Origin of the sequence: Bacillus sp. 3103sda1, from assembly GCF_024159135.1 — a bacterium.
Lineage (GTDB): Bacteria > Bacillota > Bacilli > Bacillales > Bacillaceae_G > Bacillus_A > Bacillus_A rhizoplanae.
Genome location: NZ_JAMYWS010000001.1, coordinates 1,716,465 through 1,736,212, shown reverse-complemented (window position 1 = coordinate 1,736,212; position 19,748 = coordinate 1,716,465). Strand labels below are relative to the sequence as shown.

Below are 19,748 nucleotides of genomic sequence, written 5' to 3'. Positions count from 1 at the left end.
AAAGTAAATAAAACAAAAAAATATTACTTAAAATAGGTGCAAAATAACTCCTAAAGTGACAGGCACAGTAATAAAATATGGGTATCATCAAGTGTCATAACCTAGATTCAAAAGTAAAGCCGGAATATGTATTTGATATTATTTTCAATCTACATAGAAAGTTAGAATCCATTTTTTGAACTATTGAGAATCAATGGGCATCATTATATTGCACAATTCACATGTTATAATATATTTATATAATCGTTTAAAACGGCCGGCTTGATTCCCGTAAAGCTGAAGCCGGTACTTAAGATAATCGCAAATAAGGTGGAAGCAATCGCCAGCATCAATACCGGTGCCTAGTATAGTAATAGATTCAAGACATTAAAAAACGGCCTAAAAAGTTAATGTGGTTTCACCTCAGGTTGAGATGTAAGTCAATAAATGTTCAGGAAAAGATTTTTGTTCCTTCTGCTATTTAATAGATTGGGATCAATACACTGTAAATAAGTCTGTATTTATCGGAACCAAAGAAGTAATTGGGAATCAGGACTAATTAACCATTTTTTTTATATTTACAAATAATTTACGAAAAGTGTAAATTTTCTAAACAATACCTATATACACTTAATAGCGACAAAGGAGGTTAAAATATGAAAAAATTTGACAAAAATCGCAGAAGTTTTTTAAAAACCACGGGAAAGGGAGTAGGCATTGCTCTTGGAGCTGCCATCGTGAATACTTTGCCCGTAAATCTTGCATCCGCAGCAGAAACAGACAAGTCGAACAAGCTACAGTATCCTTTTACGTTAGGGATTGCCTCAGGCGATCCGCTTTCAGATGGAGTCGTTTTATGGACAAGACTTGCTCCGGATCCATTAAACGGCGGCGGCATGGACAACCATCCATTCCCTGTCCAATGGGAGGTTGCACTAGATTCTAATTTTCATAATGTCGTTAAAAGAGGTACAGAGCTTTCCAAACCCCAGCTTGGCCATTCTGTCCACGTAGAAGTAGATAGACTGGAACCTTCCACATGGTATTATTACCGCTTTAAGGCAGGTTCTGAAATCAGTCCAACAGGCAGAACCAAGACTGCACCTGCCTTTAATAGTCAGGTAGAACATTTAAACTTCGCTTTCGTTTCCTGCCAAAACTGGCCTGTCGGCTATTATACAGCTTATCAGCACTTGGCCAAGGATGACTTAGATTTAGTGATCCATCTTGGAGATTATATTTATGAAGGAAAAGTGGAGTCAAAGATTCGTCCATTGAATTATACTGCTCCAGAAATATACACAATTGATGATTATCGCAACCGTTATGCCCTGTATAAAATGGATAGTGATTTACAGGCTGCCCATGCAAATTTCCCATGGATTGTCACGTTTGATGACCATGAAGTGGACAATAACTATGCAGGAGATGTTCCTCAAGATCCTGATAAGCAACCTACTGAAGAATTTTTAAAACGAAGAGCGATCGCCTACCAAGCTTATTATGAACATATGCCGCTTCGCCGAACTTCTTTGCCAAATGGAAGTAACATCCAAATATTCCGTCGCATTTCTTTTGGAAATCTTGTCGAATTCAACGTACTCGACACGCGCCAATACCGGGATGATCAAGCAAATGGTGACAAAATAAGTAATCCAAGCCCGGGATCAGAGGATCCAAATCGGAGCATTTTAGGAGAAGAACAGGAGCGTTGGTTATTAGATGGATTAGCTGCCTCACAGGCAAAATGGAAAGTGTTGGCCCAGCAGGTCTTTTTTGCCCAACGTGATTTTGGATTTAATCCAGATGAAGAATTATACAGTATGGATGCCTGGGACGGATATCCTGCCACACGCCAGCATATTGTGGACTTTTTAGCGGAAAAGAATATTAAGAATACCGTTATCATTACCGGGGACGTTCACAGCAGCTGGGCAAATGAAGTGAAAACTAGTGTGAAAGATCCGAACGGAAAGAATGTTGCTGTTGAGTTTGTTGGAACGTCTATCTCTTCCGGCGGCGATGGTTCTGATGTTAATAAAGACACAGCACAAATTTTACACGAAAACCCACATATTAAATTTTTCAATAATCGACGTGGCTATGTACGTTGTAAGATCACTCAACAAACATGGCAAGCTGATTATCAGATCGTCCCATATGTGACTAGACCTGGTGCCCCAGTTAGCACAGCTGCTTCGTTTATGGTGGAAGACGAGAAATCTAGTTTGAAGCAATTGACGGCTACTCCGTTATAAAGTAGTAATCTCGATTTGTATCTATTTATCTTAATATCTTACATTCAAAAGTGAGTAATCGAATTAAATGACTTTGACTCCATTTTTTATGATTCTACCAATCCTTTGTTATATAGCATTATTCCCAACGGATGGTAAAATCTATGGTGTCCTTCATCAATTTGGGAGGTTATTGTTTATGCTGCAAAATATAGGAATTCCCGGCTTAATCCTCATCCTTGTGATTGCATTAATTATTTTCGGACCTTCAAAATTGCCGGAATTAGGTCGTGCGGTTGGTTCAACACTGAAGGAATTTAAAAAATCCACCCGGGATTTAGTTTCTGATGACGAGCCGGCCAAAGGTCAGGCGGAGAACAAAAAGGAAAAAGCCATTTAATCCAAAACATACAGGGGATGTAAGCAGGGAGTGCTTGCATCTTCTTTTCATAAGGGGAGGCTGCAATGAATAATCAGGTTCTGGTGCAAAAATGTTAGTTAGAAACATAGAGTAGCAATTTTCGCTTCATATCTATCTTATGAAGCTAAGCCAAACAATTTATGAATAAATTCTTTCTGGTTTTGGACAGACTTGTCCAGTAAAACAAGTTGCCCCTTTTTCATCATATGCATGGCTTCAACACCACTCAATATAAAGATTGCTGTTTTAAATGACTTGAATCCCAACATAGAACGCACACGTTTCTTAATAAAACGATGATCTTGTTCCACTATATTATTGAGATATCTACCTTGTCTTAGTTGTATGCCTTCAGACATATGTTTCTCTCCCTTCAACTCTTGAATCGCTACAGGATAGGCAGGGTTCTTATCTACTGTTATCACGCGAGGTTTAGAAACATACGAAAAAGCCAAGGCTTTCTTGAAAAAGCGCTTGGCTGCTTGTTTATCATTTTTTTAGAGTCATACTATCAGTATGTCCAAGATTAGGAGATTACTCGCAAGAGTCTTAGAATTTCGCACCAGAACCGAATTTTTTATAGAAGAGTTTCAATATAAAACCAATTTTGGATTGATATCGTTACTCCACAATCTGGCCCCGATACATAAAAAGAGCGCAATCCTGCTCTGGAAATGCGCCCTTTAATTGTTCACTTTTGAAACTGCACATAATAGGTTTTTTCTAACTATCTAAATGAATAAGGAGCCTCTTTAAGATAACATGATAATCAATGTTTAATTCATGTCACCTGCTTTAATCCATTTTAGGTTTCTAACGATAGCATCTTTAGACCAATCAACGGGCATTTCTTGATCTGAAATAACACAATCAATTGATGAGAATGACCCTATATGAAAAAGAGCCTTCTGATTAATCTTGGAAGAATCAGTTACAACATAAACACTTCTTGATCTTTTCATCATAATAGTAGATGCAGTTGCTACATCTATATTGAAATCACATATTCCATCTTTGCTAATTCCTCCACATGAAATAAACGCTTTATCAAAATAAAAGTGTTCTAATAACAGATTGGTTAATGGTCCACTGATTGAACGTTGCAGTGGATTAGTTATCCCTCCAAGTACGATTACTTTGCCATCAAATAGTTGGCTTTCTAATCGATTATTTAAGATTTCGGCTGCTGCTAATGAGTTGGTCACAATCGTGATATTTTTTACATTTTCAATGGAACTCGCAATATGTAAGGTTGTTGATCCTACATCTAGAGCAACTGTTTCTCCATCCATAATAAAAGTTGCCGCAACTTCCCCTATCATTTTTTTTTGATTATGAGAGATGCCGATTTTTTTATTAAAATGAGGTTCTTTAATCAAACAAAAATATCGAATAGCCCCACCGTGAATTCTACGTAATTTCTTTTTCTCTTCAAGCGCGCTTAAATCTTTTCGAATCGTTTCTGGTGTTACGTTTAATTTTATTGCTAAATCCACTACATTAACTTTATTTTTTATCTCAAGTTCTTTAATTATTACTCTATACCTTTCTGTCATTAAATGTTTATTCATACAATACTTCCAATGCCTCCATCCTCTAGATTTGTTTTGTTTTAATCAATTATAAGAACTGAATATAAAAAAAAGCCTAAGAGAATGTTAAGTTTTGTAAATTTATCAAAAATGGAGAAGAAAACAAAACCTAAAAGCATCTTTTTCATCTATCTTTTCTACCATAAATAATCTGAATATTTTTCTTGTTAAGGCTATTTTGTCGTTTTCTTTGGCTATTTTGTTTTGTTTTGTTTTTTTTACTTATATTTCTAGCATAATTAATATTCTATCAATATTTTTATTCTACGATGGAAATGTAGATTACGGGGATAATGGCGGCAGTTCTTAAATAATGATTGCTTGTACTTGAAACTGTATAAACCTTTTTCCCTTATTTTCTCTCTTTTCGATTGCTAGGCTCTAAAAATTTTTAAAAAATTTGGAGGTAATTTTCATGAGTAATCAGGATCAAAGCAAAGGGTTAGACAGAAGGAGTTTTATAAAAATAGGAGGAGTGAGTACGCTTGCGTTAACAGTTGCTTCTACTGGTTTGCCGGTTGATTTGTTGACTAATAAAGCACATGCTGAACAATCAGAAAATGCTAAGCTTCAATTTAACTCAGATGGCAAGTTTAAAGTTGTACAATTTAACGATACTCAAGATGATGAACGAATTGATCGCAGAACAATTGAACTTATGGAAAAAGTTCTTGACTCAGAGAAACCGGATTTTGTTGTTCTTAACGGTGACAATATTGAATCAGGCATTGATACGGAATTAGAGATGAAACAAGCCCTAAATAATGTAACTCAGCCAATGGAAAAAAGAGGAATTAAATGGGCGGTTACATTTGGAAATCATGATGAAGATTGTTCAGCCAAGACCGGAATGTATGAAAATGACATGCTGAAATTCTATAGTAATTACAAATATAATATGAATGAACCTGGAGAAAAGGGCCTTTCTGGAACAGGAAACATGAACCTCTTAATAAGAAATTCAAAAGGCGATAAAGCCGTATTCAACCTCTGGCTTCTTGATAGCGGAAGATATGCACCAGCACAAATAGCCGGACAAGATTTTAAAGGATACCCAACTTGGGACTGGCTCCGTTTCAATCAGGTGAATTGGTACTATGAGCAATCTAAAAAACTTGAGAAGCAATACGGTTATAAAGTTCCTTCACTCGTATTCATTCATATCCCTTTATGGGAGCATCGTTTTATGTGGCATGGAGGCGTAGACGTAAGAACACAAGCAAGCCATGAGCTTGCAATGGCAAGACATAAAATAGTAGGAGAAAGAAATGAAGATGAATGTCCAGGACCGGTTAACAGCGGCTTGTTTTCAGCCATGTTAGATAGAGGAGACGTTAAAGGAGTTTTCTGCGGACATGATCATATAAACACCTATTGTGGCAACTATTATGGAATTTTGCTTGGGTATGCTGGTAACACAGGTTTTGGAACGTACGGTCTTGGTGGTGCTGATAACAACAGACTACGTGGAGCAAGAGTATTCAATTTAGATGAAAATAAAGAAGGTGTTCTTGTTGAAACCCATATGGTTTTCGCTAAGGACTATGGAATTGATTTAACAAACAACGATCAAAGTATGGATCCTTTACCATTAAATGACAGAGTGAAGGAAAAAGCGGTGAAAGGATAAATGTAGTTCATCTTATTCGTCTCAATCGTTTAAAAATATTTTTAATGGAGGCAACAGCATGTTACAAAACATAGGAGTACCAGGTCTAATATTAATTTTAATTATTGCACTCATCATATTTGGGCCATCTAAGTTACCTGAAATTGGGCGTGCATTTGGTAATACGTTAAAAGAATTTAAAAATTCGACGAAGGATTTAGTATCTTCGGACTCTAAAAAGGAAGATGAAAAAATTTAAATTTTGGATTGAGAAAAGGGATATATTTCTTATCTCTCTTCTTTTTTATTATTGAGGTGAAAAACATGAAGGATAAGGAAGTTGAATTAACGGTACATCTAGAAGAATTGAGAAAAAGGCTTATCTATATCCTTGGAAGCTTTTTAGTTTTTTTTGCTTTATCGTTTGCTTTTGTAGAACAAATTTATAAATGGCTAGTTAAAGACTTAGAAAGTATGCTCGCCTTACTCGGACCAGGCGATATTTTATGGATTTATTTCAAAATATCGGCCGTCTGTTCACTTGCTCTTACTATACCATTAGCTGCATATCATGTTTGGCGTTTTGTTTTGCCTGCCCTTCAAGAGCATGAAAGAAAAGCAACCTTTATGCTAATTCCCGCACTATTTTTGCTATTTATTCTGGGAATTTCCTTTGGCTATTTTCTTGTTTTTCCTATTGTTCTATCCTTCCTGGAAAAATTAGCAGGAGAAGGATTTCAGCAATTTTATACTTCGGAAAAGTACTTTAGTTTTCTAATTAGTTTGACCGTTCCTTTTGGAATATTGTTTGAACTGCCTGTTGTCATTCTATTTTTAACAGCTATAGGAATAATAAATCCTCAGATGTTAAAGAAATCCAGAAAAATTGCTTATTTTGTGATTCTCATAACGTCTGTGCTAATTACTCCTCCAGATTTTATATCAGACATACTCGTATTAGTTCCGCTGATATTAATCTATGAAATTAGCATTACTTTATCCGCCTTTATCTATCGTAAGAAATTGCAGAAGACGGAAATTTTTTCTTCATGAACAGAGAAAATCTATTTATAAACCATATTTGATAAGAAGGATGAGATAAAAATGAACGTATCACCAATGAATCGAAAGAAATTTTTAAAAATGTCAGGTGGCATAGCTGGCTTATTCTTCCTAAGTCAATTTCCGATAAAAGTCGACGCGTCTTCTTGGGAAAATGAAGATTTCTCATTTGCAGTGATTGCGGATACTCATATTGAACCTTACTCACCACACAGAAGTGAGTATATTAAAAAGATTTTTTCTAGCTTTCAATCCAAAGATATTCCTTCCTTCGTTCTTCATTTAGGCGATTTAATAGAGGCTGGTCTCCCAGAAGAATATCAAGAATTTCATCGTTTAATTCCTGAGAATTATCGAAATCGATTATATGCTATTAAGGGAAATCATGAAGTAAGATGGGACGAATGGGCTGGAGAACTTTTTCATGACGTGGTCGGTAAATCACAATATTCCTTTGATTTCGGTGAAATTCATTTTATTGCTTTAGACCCTACCCAGCTTCTTCAGGAACCAGGATTTTTTACGAAAGACCAGCTAAATTGGCTTGAGAAAGACCTAAAGTCTATCGGACGAAAAACCCCAGTCGTACTGTACTTGCATTATCCAATTGGAGATAACAATTATTTTATATCCAATGAAGAAGCTCTTTTTGAAATGATTGAGTCCTATAACGTTCGGTTGATTTTAAGCGGCCATGTTCACAAAGAACAAATGTGGATGCAAAATGGCTGTCATATTTTCAGTCTTCCTGCTGCAAAGGATGCACCTGTGTTTTTCTGGATAGAAAAAAAGACCATTGATAAACAGCCTTTATTATCAGTTCACCATGCAGGTATTAATGAAGAGGGTATTCAAAGTCGAACGGTTCTGACCGAGATTCCTCTTACAGGAGCAAGACCTGCAGAACATGAAAAGCCAAAGGCTATATTATTTCAACAAAAGTATAAATCTTCAGAAGGTGAATTAAAGGTTATATTGGATCCTCGTACAAAAGCAAAAGAGGTTCTTTATCAATTCTGGCCTGACCATAAATATGCCGGAAAGGATGATGGTAACTGGGAAATCCTAAATCAAGTAAGCAATTCCTCACTTCGCTTTGAAAAAATCATAGACTTGCATTCAATGCCGATAGGAATATACCGATTACAGATCAGAGTTAAAAATGAACGGGCCGAATGGTGGGATTCTTCGAAGACTATACAAATAGAAGACCCTCACGGTACATCGAGATTAGAATGGCAAGAAGATCTGCTAGCACCCATCCAAGCTGATTTAACAAGTATATCTTCTTCAAATCTAGTTATTGCAACAACAACAGCCGGAAGCGTTACAGCTATCTATCAGAATAATGGGAAAGAAAAATGGTCGAGAAAACTAAAGGAACCGATTTATTCACAGCCAGCATTAAATAATGAGGAAACCGATATCTACGTTGGTACATCAGATCACATGGTTTATTGTATTCGTACCAGTAATGGTGAAACAGTATGGAAAAGTAAAACGCCAAGTCCCGTTCTAGGCAACATTTATTATGATAATGGGGAACTAATTATTCCATCGGGGCATCATATCGTTTTAATGGATGCACAAACTGGAAAAATAAAATGGTCAACAGAAGTTAGCGGTTTTACTGCTGGGATGCCAACCGCTGATGATAAAGCCATTTATTTGGGAGCAGGAGACGGCAAGGCCTATGCATTGGATAGAATCAATGGACAAGTAATATGGGAATCTACTATTCTGATAAGAGAAACACCATATAAAACGTTAATATATAGTCCATGGGCAACAAAAGCAACAATCGTTCCATCCAAGGAAGGGACAAAAGATCTTGTTTATGTTTCGAATGTTTCGAACACATATGCTCTTAATTGTCATACTGGAAATATCGAGTGGAAATTTAAGGGTGGTTTTCTCTATTCCGCGCCACTCATCTTAATAGAAAACACTATGGCTGTTTTAGCAGATGAATGGGGAAAAGTTAGTGCTATTGATCCTTATTCGGGTAAACTGCTTTGGCAAACAACAACAAAACAACGCGTATTTAATGCTTCACCAGTTAAAGCTGAAGGAGAAAAAGTCTATATTTCTGGTGTAAATGGCTTACTTACGGGGCTAGATTTGAAGAATGGAAGTATCATTGATGAGTATCATTTTTCTACGGACTATGTTTACTCTACACCAATTGTTCAAAACGGACAAATCATCCAAGCTGGACAAGATGGGATTGTGCAAGCAATAAGGATATAAGTTACGTAATTTCCTTAATTGGTAAAGATGGATAAAAGAAGCAGTAGGCTGTTCTGTTATTTATGTAAATTGATAAAAAATCTCACAATCTTTTGAAATTATCTGAAACAATATGTGGATATCTTATTTGGTTTTGGTGCAAAAAAAGAATAAAAGAGAATAAAGCGCATATATTCCTAACGGAATCGTATCTTATGCCGCAAGTCCAAACAATTGATGGATGAATTCTTTCTGATTTTGGACAGACTGGTCCCGTAAATCAATCTGTTCTTTTTTTATCATATGCATGGCTTCTACTCCAGAAAGAATGGATGTAGCTGTGTCAAAACATTTGAACCCTAGCATAGAACGGATTCGTTTGTCCAATTCAGGACCATACTGATGAACCCAACGCATAATCGTTGTATGAGAAATGGATAAACCCCGTTCTTCTAGTATTTCCACCAAATCACGAAAACTGAGGTTGTACCGTAGGTACCATCTTACCGTTAACAAAATAATATCTGGCTGATAATGCTTCCATTTGAATACATTTTCCTTTTCCATACCAATCACGTACCCTTTCTAAAGTAATAGTAACAGTATGTCCAAGATTTATAGATTCATTGCAATTGTCCTTAAGTTTTTGCAACAGAACCCTATTAAAGGTATAGAAACTGTTCATGCTATATACAAACAAAAACGAAGTCCTCAATCAAACTTCGTTTTTTCGACGTATAACACATTACATGAATTATTAATAGTTTCATAAAACTGGTCCACAATATTTCCCATCTCTTTATGTCTTCGGAAACTTTGCAACAGAACCATATTGGAAGAGGTCGTTGGTTAGTTGCCCTATTTATTAAATCCCTATAAATTTACAACTTTTGATGGTAATTTTTTGTCTTTAGCTTGGTTATCAGGTTTTGTAAAAATACAGAAAATAAGACTAGCAAGTAATAATAGCGTAGCACTCAATAAAACAGAGTAATTAAATCCGATCCTAATGTTATCGCCTGCAGATTGGACAACAAAACCAATTACAGCTGGTCCAATAATCCCTGACAAGTTTGCAAGCCCTAGCAATACACCTGACATTAATCCTCTTCGTTCAGGAAGTAAGTGATTCACAATCTGGGGTGCAAGTGGAAACATGCCATTTACAAACGCCATTCCCAAAAATAAGGCAATAATGGCTCCATATACACTTTGGACAACTGTTGTTGAATAAAAACATACAGCAGCTAATATTAGAGATGGTCCAGCAACAAGCACACGGGATTTTCGAAGATTGTTTGTTTTTTTAAGTACTCGATCTGAGATAAATGAGATAAGTACACCACCAAGAGCAGAACCAAGGCCGATGAACATAACAGCATAGCCCATCTGTGCTTGTGTTAACTGCACAATTTTAACAAGATAGGTCGGCATCCATACAAACGACCATGTAAGAATCCAGTAAGCCATGAATAGAGCAAGAAGAGTAAAGATAAAAGTTGGAGATAGAAAAAGTGGATAGATCTCTGACCAGTTTACTTTATTGGAAACTAGGGTAGATTCACTTTTCACTATATTCCCCTCAGTTTTTCCTTTAAAAGTCACCAGCCACAGAACTGCCCAAACCAGGCTTAATACGCCTAAAATAGCCAATGTCATTCGCCAACCATAAATTCCAATCAGGGAAATAAGAACAGGAACCATCAATTTAGCAATCATGCTACCTGTATTCATAATGGAAATCGCAAGGCCGCGCTGTTCAGGAACGAAATGTTTGCTTATATGGCTAATCGCAGTTGCATGAAATGGTCCTTCAATAGCACCCAAAAGGACACGGCACAAAATTAGCATTGGCAAGCCATAAATTGCTAATGCTCCAAACTGTACTATTGTCAAACCAATAGCCATAAAAGCGAGCATTCTGCCTGTTCCAATTCGATCTGACAATGCGGCTCCAACTATAGACATAATTGAAAACAACCAAAAGAAGCTGCTTCCAACTATACCCCATTGGCTATAGTTAAGTTTCAAATCTTCCATAATAGGAATAGCTGCGTATCCTATAATCGCCTTATCTGTAAAGTTAATCAGGTAAAGAACGGCCAAAAAAGCTATAACAATCCATTTCATTTTCATAATCGAAAACACATCCTTTTTTTATAATAAGATGATGTACGTACACTACATGAATCAGCTTAGAAAAGGAAGCAGACATGGACTTTACTAATTTTAGTTAAGATCAATATGGCTGGAATTTTTATTGTAAATCCAATAAAGAAAGCGCTTTAAATTTTAAAAATCCAAAAATATACGCCGTGATATTCAGCTATGAATTGCACATCATGCGTTCAAATAGCACAGGCGCAAAATGCGAATCAGCGACGTACCTTCTTTTCCCTCCTTTCATTTTTACCATCCGTTGAAAGCGTTTCTGGAGATGGTATGAGCTACTGCTAGTTTATGAGCACCGATTGCGGAATCTGTAGAGTCTCTAAATAGAGACTCTACCTAGTGTTTACACTACAAATTGATTGCACCGTATATGAGTGAAGCGAGTACTACTAATCCAGGATGTACTTTCATTTTTTCCATTAATAAATAACTGCCGATTCCTAAGAATAGAATGTGTCCTATTCCTATCTGAAAGTAAGACTCATAGAATGATTGAACAGCCATCACACCAAGAAGGACCGCAATCGTCGGTTTGACGTAAAGCGTCATGCGTTTGACTTGCGAGGACTTTCTGAATTTATACAGAAGACCCATTAAAGCAAGCATGAGTATAAGAGATGGCGCAACTGTGGCAAGTACCGCTAAAAATGATCCGAGGTATCCACCCTCTTGAAAACCGATGTAGCCTGCCATCTTTGTTGCAATCGGACCAGGCAGCGCGTTCCCCATCGCTAAAGCTTCATTAAATTCTTGCGTCGTCATCCATTCATAGCGCTCTACTACTTCCTTTTGAATGAGAGGGATGGTGGCTGGTCCTCCGCCGTATCCTAAAATATTGGTGATAAAAAAGACCCAAAAGATATGCAAATACATCATCATGCTGATATTCCCTTCTCTTTTTTCTTTTGACGAGAGATATCGGTAGGCATTACGACAGCAATTACTAAAAGAGTCCCTATAATAAGGCTGGGATGAATACCAAAGTATTCGATAAGCACTAATGCGACAATGATGTGCAATGTGGTAAAAAACCACTTGAGCCCTTTAATGGAACTCTGGACAAATTCCCAAGTCAAGACTCCAAGCATTACCGCTACTACCGGTACAACTGCCTTTGTCATGCCTTGAACCCACTTCAAATCTTTGAACACAACTAATGTACTGAGCAATATAATCATTAAAATGATAGTAGGTAAAATAGTGGCAAAGATGGCGTTGATCATTCCCAGTACGCCGCCGGTACGAAAGCCGATGTAGCCTGCCATCTTTGTTGCGATCGGGCCGGGCAATGTGTTTGCAATCGCTAATACATCACCAAATTCTTCATTGTTCATCCATTTAAATCGTTCTACTACCTCTTTTTGAACAAGAGGTATCGTCGTAGGTCCCCCGCCATATCCAAGCATGCTGCTGCGAAAAAATGCGATAAAAATGTCTAGTTGTTTCATAGAATCAATCCTTTACTGTGGATTACCAACTGGAAATTGCCCCATCTGTCCTTGATTCTGTGCCGCCCATCAGTACACCCGTTTCAGGATTTCGCCATATGATTTGACCGCGGCCGAACGAACCTGAGTCTACCGCCACTTTGATATCATGCCCTTTTCGTACTAATTCTTCTGCAATATGAGATGGGAATGTTTTTTCTACTTCTACAGTTTTTTCGCTCTTCCACTGCCATCTTGGCGCATCTAAAGCTGCTTGCGGATGCAAGTGAAAATCTATTGTATTCATAATGACTTGGACATGCCCTTGCGGCTGCATATATCCTCCCATGACACCAAATGGTCCAACAGGTTGATTATCCTTCGTTAAAAATCCCGGAATAATCGTATGATACGTTTTCTTACCGCCCTTCAGGCAGTTGTAATGAGTAGGGTCGAGGCTGAAATCATGTCCGCGGTTTTGTAAGGCAATTCCTGTTCCCGGCACTACAACCGCAGAACCAAAGCCCATGTAATTACTTTGGATAAACGAGACCATGTTACCCTCTCCGTCCGCTGTCGCAAGGTACACTGTTCCTCCGCGCGGCGGTACACCTGGAGCCGGCGTGCATGCTTCCCTTCCGATCAGCGCTTGCCGCTGCTGGCCATACGAAGTGCTTAACAGCTCTTCTGTGGTCATGCCCATATGCTCAGGGTCTGTAATGTAGTGCTTGCCGCAAGTATAAGCAAGCTTCATGGCTTCGATTTGTTTGTGGTATGTGTCTGTCGTTTCTTTTGCTGTAAAATCAAATCCTTTTAAGATATTTAGAGCCATAAGAGCTACGATACCTTGCCCGTTTGGCGGGATTTCCCAAACATCATAACCGCGATAGTTTACTTTAATAGGATCAACCCACTCCGGTTTAAAGGCCGCTAAATCATCTTTTGTTAAATAGCCCCCGTAAGTCGCAGAAGCTGCGGCAATTTTGTCTGCAAGTGCCCCTTTGTAAAAGCTTTCTCCGTTTGTTCTGGAGATTTCTTCCAGCGTATCAGCGTGGTCTAGAGACGACCAGATTTCTCCGACTTCAGGTGCTCGTTCCTTCGGAGCAAAGGTCTCAAACCAAGCTTCAAATTCTGCTCCTGTACATTCTTGTTTGTATTGTTCATGTGCCTTTTTCCAAAAGCGGCCTAGCGTAGGCGAAACAGGAAAGCCGTTTGTGGCATATTCAATTGCCGGCTTCATAACCTCCAGCAACGGCAGGCGGCCAAAGCGTTTCGATAATTCCACCCAAGCTGCCGGAGCGCCCGGTACCGTGACAGGCAACCATCCATGCTTTGGCATCCGTTCATATCCAGCTTCTTTTACCTTTTCAATCGAAATATTCATCGGTGCCGGACCGCTTGCATTGAGTCCGTGTAACTTTCCTTTCGTCCAAACAAGCGCAAATGCGTCTCCGCCAATACCGTTTGAGGTAGGTTCTACTACCGTTAGACAAGCAGCAGTTGCAATGGCCGCATCAATCGCGTTTCCACCTTTTTTCAAAATATCCAATCCTGCTTGTGCAGCTAAAGGCTGAGACGTAGCGACCATTCCATTCTTGGCATACACTACATTTCGTTGTGATGTATAAGGTGAATAGTGTGGGTCTAATTGTAAAGCCATGATAAAACCTCTCCCTTCACATGTAATATGTACTCATTCCTAAGCAGTATAATAACCAAACGAATGAAAAATTACCTATTTTCTAACGATTGTTATTTAAAACTGGTTTATTAAATAACAATCGCACGATTTAAAAATGATTATATACCATTTTTTTTAAAAGTACAGTATATTTTTAAAAAAATTAAAAATTTTCAAAAAATATAACCAAAAAAAATAAACTCCCTAGTTAAAAGGAGTTTATTATAACTTTAGTCCTGATCTGCTTTTGAAACGGCGTAGTAAAATATGGCTTTCCACTCGCGAAATACCTTCTATCCCGTATAATTCATTATTGATGAACGATTCCAAGGATGCAAAGTCCTCAACTAGCACGTGCATATGCAATGTACTAGGCCCTGTCATTTGATAACAACTGGCAACGCTTGGATTATTAGCTAATTTTTCTGCTACTTTCACTAAGTATGCAGGTTCACAATCCACTTCAAAAAAGGCTGAGACGTTTTTGCCTACAGCTTCAGAGTTGATTACAACGCTGAACTTTTCAATCACACCTTTTTCCATGAGCTGCTGCACACGATCACGTACCACATTACGTGATAGGTTTAGTTCTTTTCCTATATCTGCATACGAAGTTCGACCATTTTGCATTAATATCTCTAATATTTTTTTGTCTGTATCGTTAATTTTCATCTGTTTCACACCTTGCCTTATGATCAGGATTCCTATGAGAAAAACTATAACTGTAAGAGTTAAGCTTTTACTAGGTGTTATCTTAATAATAAACCTTCTATCCGATGCTGAAAAGTTTAATATGCATAGGAATCCATTGCCATCACTCTAACAGGTAAGCGGATTGAAAAAACTTTATTTCCTCAAAATATAGCTTATTTCTGAAGTTCAGACAAAATGTCAGCTACCCGTTCTTTCTTGAAAACAAATTTAAAAGTCTGACTATCCCTAAGAGTGATTTGAATCGCTCCGTTTTTTTACTTATAGAAAACATCCGGTTTAAGTAAATAAAAAACGAGTTCGCATACAACTCGTTTTTCGCAACACTTATTCTAATTATTTAAATGTTAGCACGAGACTCCTCCAATCTCTCCTTACTCTTCCAATTAAACAAACTTTCAGCCCTAGTTTGCTGCCCTGGTTTCACAAAAACCATCGCTCCCATTGCAATAGCAGCCAATACGGCAGCTACGATAAACATAGAAGGGTACCCATAGCTTACAACTAAGTATCCAGTTAAGGTCGGGGCTAAGATTGTCGCAATATTAGCGATGAAATGCATAATTCCACTATAGGTCCCTGATTGAGCAGGCACCGTATCTACAATAATTGCCCAAAATAATGAACTTGGTAAGAAAGCAAATGCATTTCCAAGTGACATGAGTGCTAATACAGCTACATAATTATCCACCGCTGGAATGAAACTAAAGCAAACCGCTGTAAGGAATAAAGCAATAATCGGCAATCCTGTTCGAGCTAAACGAAGGTTTCCTGTTTTACGTAAAATACGATCAGATAACTTCGCCCCTAACGGTAATGTAATACAAGCTCCAAGCCAAGGAATCATACCAAGATACCAAAGAGAAGATAATTGAAAATGGAATACATCTTGCAGATACTTTGGTGTCCAAGTTAATATTAAGAAATTGATATATTGAAAGCAAAAATACGCCAGTGTAACCATAACGAATGTTGGAACTTTAAAAAATGAATACCACGGCTCTTTTTTGATTCCTTTCTCTACTTTTAACGATTGAAGTACACCTTCATTACTTCGTATTTCAACTAATTCTTCTTTCGTTACTCGCGGATGATCTTCAGGCATACTCGTAAAAGTAAAATACCAAATAATCCCCCATATAATACCAATTGCACCAAGGATAAAAAACATCATTTTCCAGCTTGTAAAGGATAGTAGCATAACCGCTACAGGTGCAGTTAATACCGCACCTAACGGAACACCTACAAAACCAAGGGATGTTAGAAAAGCCCTTTCTTTTGGTGCAGCCCAGTTCGCTGCCGTCTTATTCGAAACGGCGAAAGATGGCCCCTCTGTTAACCCAAACAAAACTCGAAACAGAGCAAATCCCGCTAAAGCAGAGCCACCAAAAACAGCCATTCCAATTTCCCCCGCAAAAGCAGTCGCAATTTCAAAAATAGACCAGGTAGTTGCTGCTACGATCCATACAAATTTTGGCCCTTTTTTATCTGAAAAAATGCCTCCTAATAAAGAACCAATCATGTAACCGTAACCAAAATAACCTAATATAGCTCCCCATTCTTTCGGGTCAAATCCATATTCTTTAATAATGAAAGACTGTGCATAGGCGATGGCTCCGCGATCAATATAATTCACCATCGTAATCAACGTGAGCATCGCAAAAATATAATAGCGAAATTTATTCCTCATCAAAATTCCCATTCCCCCTCATATACTTTTGTTTTTCTCTCTAATCCTTTAATAGAATGACATGAACCTTGCCAGGGCCATGAACTCCAAAAGCTAATTCCATTTCAATATCACCTGTTCGGCTTGGGCCAGTAATAAAATTAATACAAGCAGGTAACCCATTAGGAACATGTTCATGGACTCTCGTTACCCCTTCTGTTAAACGTCTATAAATTGTATGTTCAGAGAGAATCGCTACATAAACTGGCGGCAAAACACTAACTAAACGCCCACGTCCACCACCATTCCATAAAACAATTGTTCCAGTCTCAGCCAGCCCCATTTCGGCATATGTAATTCCCATATCCACTTGAGCCACATAATCTCGTAGTTTTCTTTCCTCTTCTTTACTCTGCCACATTCGATGAGAAACGAAATTTCTTGTTAAATGCTTTTCTATTTCAAGCTGTTGTAATCTGTCATCGTCCCAATACACCGCCGATTGAACATTAAATTTTTGCACAACGTACTGAAGTGCATTCTCTATTTCTGAGCGATATATATGACTTACTTCTGTATGTAGTGCATTCAAGTTTGTAATAAATTGCTCCACTAAATATTCGCGATCCATCTCTTTAGGAATGTGTCTTAATGGATCTTTATTCCACTTGGGAGGGGTTACCCCGGAGCGACGGTATCGCCCTAGTTTACATGCGATATTGTTTAAAAAAGATTCTTGTATATCCGTATTCATGTTATGAATCCCTCTTTTCTTTTTTCCACCACTCCCGGAATGATTGTTTCGTAGGTTTTGGAAAATCTCTATTTTCTGTCCACCCTTTTAATGGACCAGGACCGTTCGAAATATAACCATCTTTTGCAAATATCGATAAACCGGTGCGAGCCATTTTAACGGCTTTCTCGTAAACAAAAGGATGACTCGCCATAAACGCGAAACCTTTAAAAGCCAGTTGCTCAGATTTTGTTATAAATCCTTGTTCCACCTCATCTTTACGATGCTCAATGAGAAGATCATGTAATGGAATTTTCACCGGGCAAACATCTGTACATGCGCCGCACAAACTTGATGCAAAAGGCAATTCTTTTAATTCCTCATACCCTTCTAATAAAGGAGCTAGTACTGCCCCAATTGGTCCGCTATAAACACTTCCATAAGCATGTCCACCAATATTACGATATACAGGACAAACATTCACACACGCCCCGCACCTTATACACTTCAGTACTTCTTGGTAAGCGGTTCCTAAAATATCAGAACGACCATTATCTAAAATAATTAAATGGAATTCTTCGGGTCCATCCACATCTTCAGGTAAGCGAGGCCCATTAATTCCAGTTACATAGGATGTAATTTTTTGACCCGTAGCACTTCTTGTTAACATGGAAACGACTATATCAAGGTCTTCCCATGTTGGGACAAGACGTTCCATCCCCATAATAGCGATATGAACTTTTGGCAATGTAGTCGTAAGACGAGCATTTCCTTCATTACTTACGAGAACGACAGATCCAGATTCTGCAACAGCAAAGTTACAACCGGAAATACCAATATCAGCTTCTAAAAATTCTTTACGCAATTGCTTCCTAGCGAATTGTAGTAGTTGTTCTGTATCAACTGGTATCTTTCTACCAGCTTCCTTAGAAAAAAGATCCGCTACTTGTTCTTTCGTCTTATGAATGGCTGGAGCAATTAAATGTGATGGAGCTTCTCCAGCCAATTGAATGATATATTCTCCAAGGTCGGACTCTACCACTTTTAATCCCATCGCTTCTAAATTTTTATTGAGATGTATTTCTTCCGAAACCATAGATTTCGATTTAATAACCGATTTTGCCCCTCTTTTTCTTGCAATTTCAGAAACATACGATACGGCATCTTCTGCCTTGAAAGCAAAATGAACATGTCCCCCATTTTTCCGAACATTTGTCGCTAACTGGTCTAAATAACTATCTAAATTTTCAATTGTATGCACCCGAATTTCAGATGCCGCCTCACGCCATTCCTCAATATTTCCTAATTCAGATGTAGCTTGCTCTCGTCCTATCCGCAGCCTATCTTGTGTAAATGGAATGGCACTTCTCATCTGCGAATCGTGCAACGCTTGATCTACCCTTTCCAAAAATTCGCGTTCTCCCACTACACTCATTTGTTCAACTCCTTCGCCAATACTTCTGCTATATGTAACACTTGAATGTCTTTATTTTTTCTGCGTAGCCGCCCTCCAATATTCATAAGACATCCCATATCCGCTCCAATTAAGAGATTGGCTTCTACCGCCTCAATATGTTTTACTTTCTCATTAACCATCGTTTCAGAAATCGAACTCATTTTCACTGCAAAAGTACCACCAAACCCGCAGCAATCTTGGCAATATGGTAATTCTTTTACGTCTAGGCCTTCTACTTGTAATAATAACTTAAGTGGTTCATCTTTTATCCCCAGTCCGCGACTCATATGACACGATTGATGAAAAACGGCTGTCTCAGCTAGCTTAGATTTTAAATTACTTATTCCGAGTACATTCATTAAAAAATCCGTCAGCTCATACGTCCTATCCGCTAAACGAACTGCTTTTTCATACCATTCACAATCATCTCTAAACATTTCTTTATAATAATGATGAATCATGCTAGCACAAGATCCTGAAGGGGTCACAATATATTCACTATGCTCAAATGCTTTTATCATTTGTTTCGCTGCCGCTTTAGCTTCTTTTTGATATCCACTATTGTAGGCAGGTTGCCCGCAGCAAGTTTGTCCTTCAGGAAAATCCACTTCTACTCCACATTGCTCCATAATTTCCACAACACTCTTACCTACTTGAGGAAAAAACACATCGGATAAACACGTAATGAATAACGAAACTTTCATAAACATTTCCTCCTTAGGACGATACAATCTACTTTCAGGTTATTAATCTACCTAAAAACATTTTTA

At 37.9% G+C, this 19,748-nt stretch carries 17 protein-coding genes and 2 pseudogenes; 7 read left to right on the top strand and 12 right to left on the bottom strand.

The features are described from left to right. Nucleotides 1-635 precede the first annotated feature (635 nt). Entirely contained in the window at nt 636-2,237 is a 1,602-nt protein-coding gene (locus tag NKR74_RS08740) for an alkaline phosphatase D family protein (protein ID WP_253629261.1), read from the top strand. Between the two features lie 178 nt (nt 2,238-2,415). After that, nucleotides 2,416-2,616 (top strand): twin-arginine translocase TatA/TatE family subunit, encoded by a 201-nt coding sequence (locus NKR74_RS08735; RefSeq protein ID WP_253629260.1) that lies wholly within the window; start codon nt 2,416-2,418, stop codon nt 2,614-2,616. A gap of 137 nt (nt 2,617-2,753) precedes the next feature. Here the strand turns inward: NKR74_RS08735 and NKR74_RS08730 are convergent. Both NKR74_RS08730 and NKR74_RS08725 read right to left on the bottom strand, forming a co-directional pair. Further along, nucleotides 2,754-3,128, bottom strand: a pseudogene (locus NKR74_RS08730) (DDE-type integrase/transposase/recombinase); the annotation flags it as partial. A gap of 285 nt (nt 3,129-3,413) precedes the next feature. After that, complete coding sequence (locus tag NKR74_RS08725) at nt 3,414-4,208, bottom strand: DeoR/GlpR family DNA-binding transcription regulator (protein ID WP_253629259.1); 795 nt, start codon at nt 4,206-4,208, stop codon at nt 3,414-3,416. Nucleotides 4,209-4,644: 436 nt separating this feature from the next. Between NKR74_RS08725 and NKR74_RS08720 the strand changes: the two genes are divergently transcribed. The 4 genes from NKR74_RS08720 (at nt 4,645) to NKR74_RS08705 (ending at nt 9,150) form a co-directional block, all read left to right on the top strand. Continuing rightward, nucleotides 4,645-5,859 carry a metallophosphoesterase family protein gene (locus NKR74_RS08720; RefSeq protein ID WP_230576991.1) on the top strand — a complete coding sequence of 405 codons (1,215 nt, stop codon included), beginning with the start codon at nt 4,645-4,647 and terminating at the stop codon, nt 5,857-5,859. Between the two features lie 58 nt (nt 5,860-5,917). Next, entirely contained in the window at nt 5,918-6,097 is a 180-nt protein-coding gene (gene tatA, locus NKR74_RS08715) for a twin-arginine translocase TatA/TatE family subunit (RefSeq protein WP_230576992.1), read from the top strand. Between the two features lie 65 nt (nt 6,098-6,162). After that, entirely contained in the window at nt 6,163-6,891 is a 729-nt protein-coding gene (tatC, locus tag NKR74_RS08710) for a twin-arginine translocase subunit TatC (protein WP_253629258.1), read from the top strand. A 51-nt stretch (nt 6,892-6,942) separates the two neighbouring features. Then, the gene (locus NKR74_RS08705) at nt 6,943-9,150 is read left to right on the top strand and encodes an outer membrane protein assembly factor BamB family protein (RefSeq protein ID WP_253629257.1); all 2,208 of its coding nucleotides are present in this window, start codon (nt 6,943-6,945) and stop codon (nt 9,148-9,150) included. Between the two features lie 192 nt (nt 9,151-9,342). Here the strand turns inward: NKR74_RS08705 and NKR74_RS08700 are convergent, their stop codons facing one another. Continuing rightward, nucleotides 9,343-9,696 carry a hypothetical protein gene (locus NKR74_RS08700; protein WP_253629256.1) on the bottom strand — a complete coding sequence of 118 codons (354 nt, stop codon included), beginning with the start codon at nt 9,694-9,696 and terminating at the stop codon, nt 9,343-9,345. Between the two features lie 94 nt (nt 9,697-9,790). On the opposite strand from NKR74_RS08700, the pseudogene NKR74_RS08695 reads away from it, so the two are divergent. After that, nucleotides 9,791-9,901 (top strand): annotated as a pseudogene (locus NKR74_RS08695) (IS6 family transposase); the annotation flags it as partial. 101 nt (nt 9,902-10,002) lie between these two features. On the opposite strand, the gene NKR74_RS08690 reads toward NKR74_RS08695, so the two are convergent. The 9 genes from NKR74_RS08690 to NKR74_RS08650 all read right to left on the bottom strand — a co-directional run bounded on the left by NKR74_RS08690 (nt 10,003) and on the right by NKR74_RS08650 (nt 19,682). Further along, the gene (locus tag NKR74_RS08690; RefSeq protein ID WP_253629255.1) at nt 10,003-11,265 is read right to left on the bottom strand and encodes an MFS transporter; all 1,263 of its coding nucleotides are present in this window, start codon (nt 11,263-11,265) and stop codon (nt 10,003-10,005) included. 384 nt (nt 11,266-11,649) lie between these two features. After that, nucleotides 11,650-12,177, bottom strand: a complete 528-nt coding sequence (locus tag NKR74_RS08685) for a chromate transporter (RefSeq protein WP_253631112.1) — start codon at nt 12,175-12,177, stop codon at nt 11,650-11,652. Further along, nucleotides 12,177-12,749 carry a chromate transporter gene (locus tag NKR74_RS08680; protein ID WP_253629254.1) on the bottom strand — a complete coding sequence of 191 codons (573 nt, stop codon included), beginning with the start codon at nt 12,747-12,749 and terminating at the stop codon, nt 12,177-12,179. The genes NKR74_RS08685 and NKR74_RS08680 overlap by 1 nt, the downstream gene beginning before the upstream one ends. A 22-nt stretch (nt 12,750-12,771) precedes the next feature. After that, nucleotides 12,772-14,388 (bottom strand): gamma-glutamyltransferase, encoded by a 1,617-nt coding sequence (ggt, locus tag NKR74_RS08675; RefSeq protein ID WP_253629253.1) that lies wholly within the window; start codon nt 14,386-14,388, stop codon nt 12,772-12,774. Nucleotides 14,389-14,631: 243 nt separating this feature from the next. Then, nucleotides 14,632-15,081 (bottom strand): Lrp/AsnC family transcriptional regulator, encoded by a 450-nt coding sequence (locus tag NKR74_RS08670; RefSeq protein ID WP_098311363.1) that lies wholly within the window; start codon nt 15,079-15,081, stop codon nt 14,632-14,634. A 379-nt stretch (nt 15,082-15,460) separates the two neighbouring features. Further along, nucleotides 15,461-16,810: an MFS transporter gene (locus NKR74_RS08665; protein WP_253629252.1), complete on the bottom strand. Its 1,350-nt coding sequence runs from the start codon at nt 16,808-16,810 to the stop codon at nt 15,461-15,463. Between the two features lie 40 nt (nt 16,811-16,850). Continuing rightward, nucleotides 16,851-17,543 carry a LutC/YkgG family protein gene (locus tag NKR74_RS08660; protein WP_253629251.1) on the bottom strand — a complete coding sequence of 231 codons (693 nt, stop codon included), beginning with the start codon at nt 17,541-17,543 and terminating at the stop codon, nt 16,851-16,853. Between the two features lies 1 nt (nt 17,544). Next, nucleotides 17,545-18,957 carry a LutB/LldF family L-lactate oxidation iron-sulfur protein gene (locus tag NKR74_RS08655; RefSeq protein ID WP_253629250.1) on the bottom strand — a complete coding sequence of 471 codons (1,413 nt, stop codon included), beginning with the start codon at nt 18,955-18,957 and terminating at the stop codon, nt 17,545-17,547. Then, nucleotides 18,954-19,682: a (Fe-S)-binding protein gene (locus NKR74_RS08650; protein WP_253629249.1), complete on the bottom strand. Its 729-nt coding sequence runs from the start codon at nt 19,680-19,682 to the stop codon at nt 18,954-18,956. The genes NKR74_RS08655 and NKR74_RS08650 overlap by 4 nt, the downstream gene beginning before the upstream one ends. Nucleotides 19,683-19,748: the final 66 nt, after the last annotated feature.

Bases quoted from the DNA above. Each gene is read 5' to 3' on its own strand.
- tatA (WP_230576992.1), top strand. From the start codon at position 5,918: ATGTTACAAAACATAGGAGTACCAGGTCTAATATTAATTTTAATTATT.
- NKR74_RS08670 (WP_098311363.1), bottom strand. From the start codon at position 15,081: ATGAAAATTAACGATACAGACAAAAAAATATTAGAGATATTAATGCAA.
- NKR74_RS08705 (WP_253629257.1), top strand. From the start codon at position 6,943: ATGAACGTATCACCAATGAATCGAAAGAAATTTTTAAAAATGTCAGGT.
- NKR74_RS08650 (WP_253629249.1), bottom strand. From the start codon at position 19,682: ATGAAAGTTTCGTTATTCATTACGTGTTTATCCGATGTGTTTTTTCCT.
- NKR74_RS08665 (WP_253629252.1), bottom strand. From the start codon at position 16,810: ATGAGGAATAAATTTCGCTATTATATTTTTGCGATGCTCACGTTGATT.
- NKR74_RS08720 (WP_230576991.1), top strand. From the start codon at position 4,645: ATGAGTAATCAGGATCAAAGCAAAGGGTTAGACAGAAGGAGTTTTATA.
- NKR74_RS08690 (WP_253629255.1), bottom strand. From the start codon at position 11,265: ATGAAAATGAAATGGATTGTTATAGCTTTTTTGGCCGTTCTTTACCTG.
- NKR74_RS08700 (WP_253629256.1), bottom strand. From the start codon at position 9,696: ATGGAAAAGGAAAATGTATTCAAATGGAAGCATTATCAGCCAGATATT.
- NKR74_RS08655 (WP_253629250.1), bottom strand. From the start codon at position 18,957: ATGAGTGTAGTGGGAGAACGCGAATTTTTGGAAAGGGTAGATCAAGCG.
- tatC (WP_253629258.1), top strand. From the start codon at position 6,163: ATGAAGGATAAGGAAGTTGAATTAACGGTACATCTAGAAGAATTGAGA.
- NKR74_RS08685 (WP_253631112.1), bottom strand. From the start codon at position 12,177: ATGATGTATTTGCATATCTTTTGGGTCTTTTTTATCACCAATATTTTA.
- NKR74_RS08735 (WP_253629260.1), top strand. From the start codon at position 2,416: ATGCTGCAAAATATAGGAATTCCCGGCTTAATCCTCATCCTTGTGATT.
- NKR74_RS08680 (WP_253629254.1), bottom strand. From the start codon at position 12,749: ATGAAACAACTAGACATTTTTATCGCATTTTTTCGCAGCAGCATGCTT.
- ggt (WP_253629253.1), bottom strand. From the start codon at position 14,388: ATGGCTTTACAATTAGACCCACACTATTCACCTTATACATCACAACGA.
- NKR74_RS08725 (WP_253629259.1), bottom strand. From the start codon at position 4,208: ATGAATAAACATTTAATGACAGAAAGGTATAGAGTAATAATTAAAGAA.
- NKR74_RS08660 (WP_253629251.1), bottom strand. From the start codon at position 17,543: ATGAATACGGATATACAAGAATCTTTTTTAAACAATATCGCATGTAAA.
- NKR74_RS08740 (WP_253629261.1), top strand. From the start codon at position 636: ATGAAAAAATTTGACAAAAATCGCAGAAGTTTTTTAAAAACCACGGGA.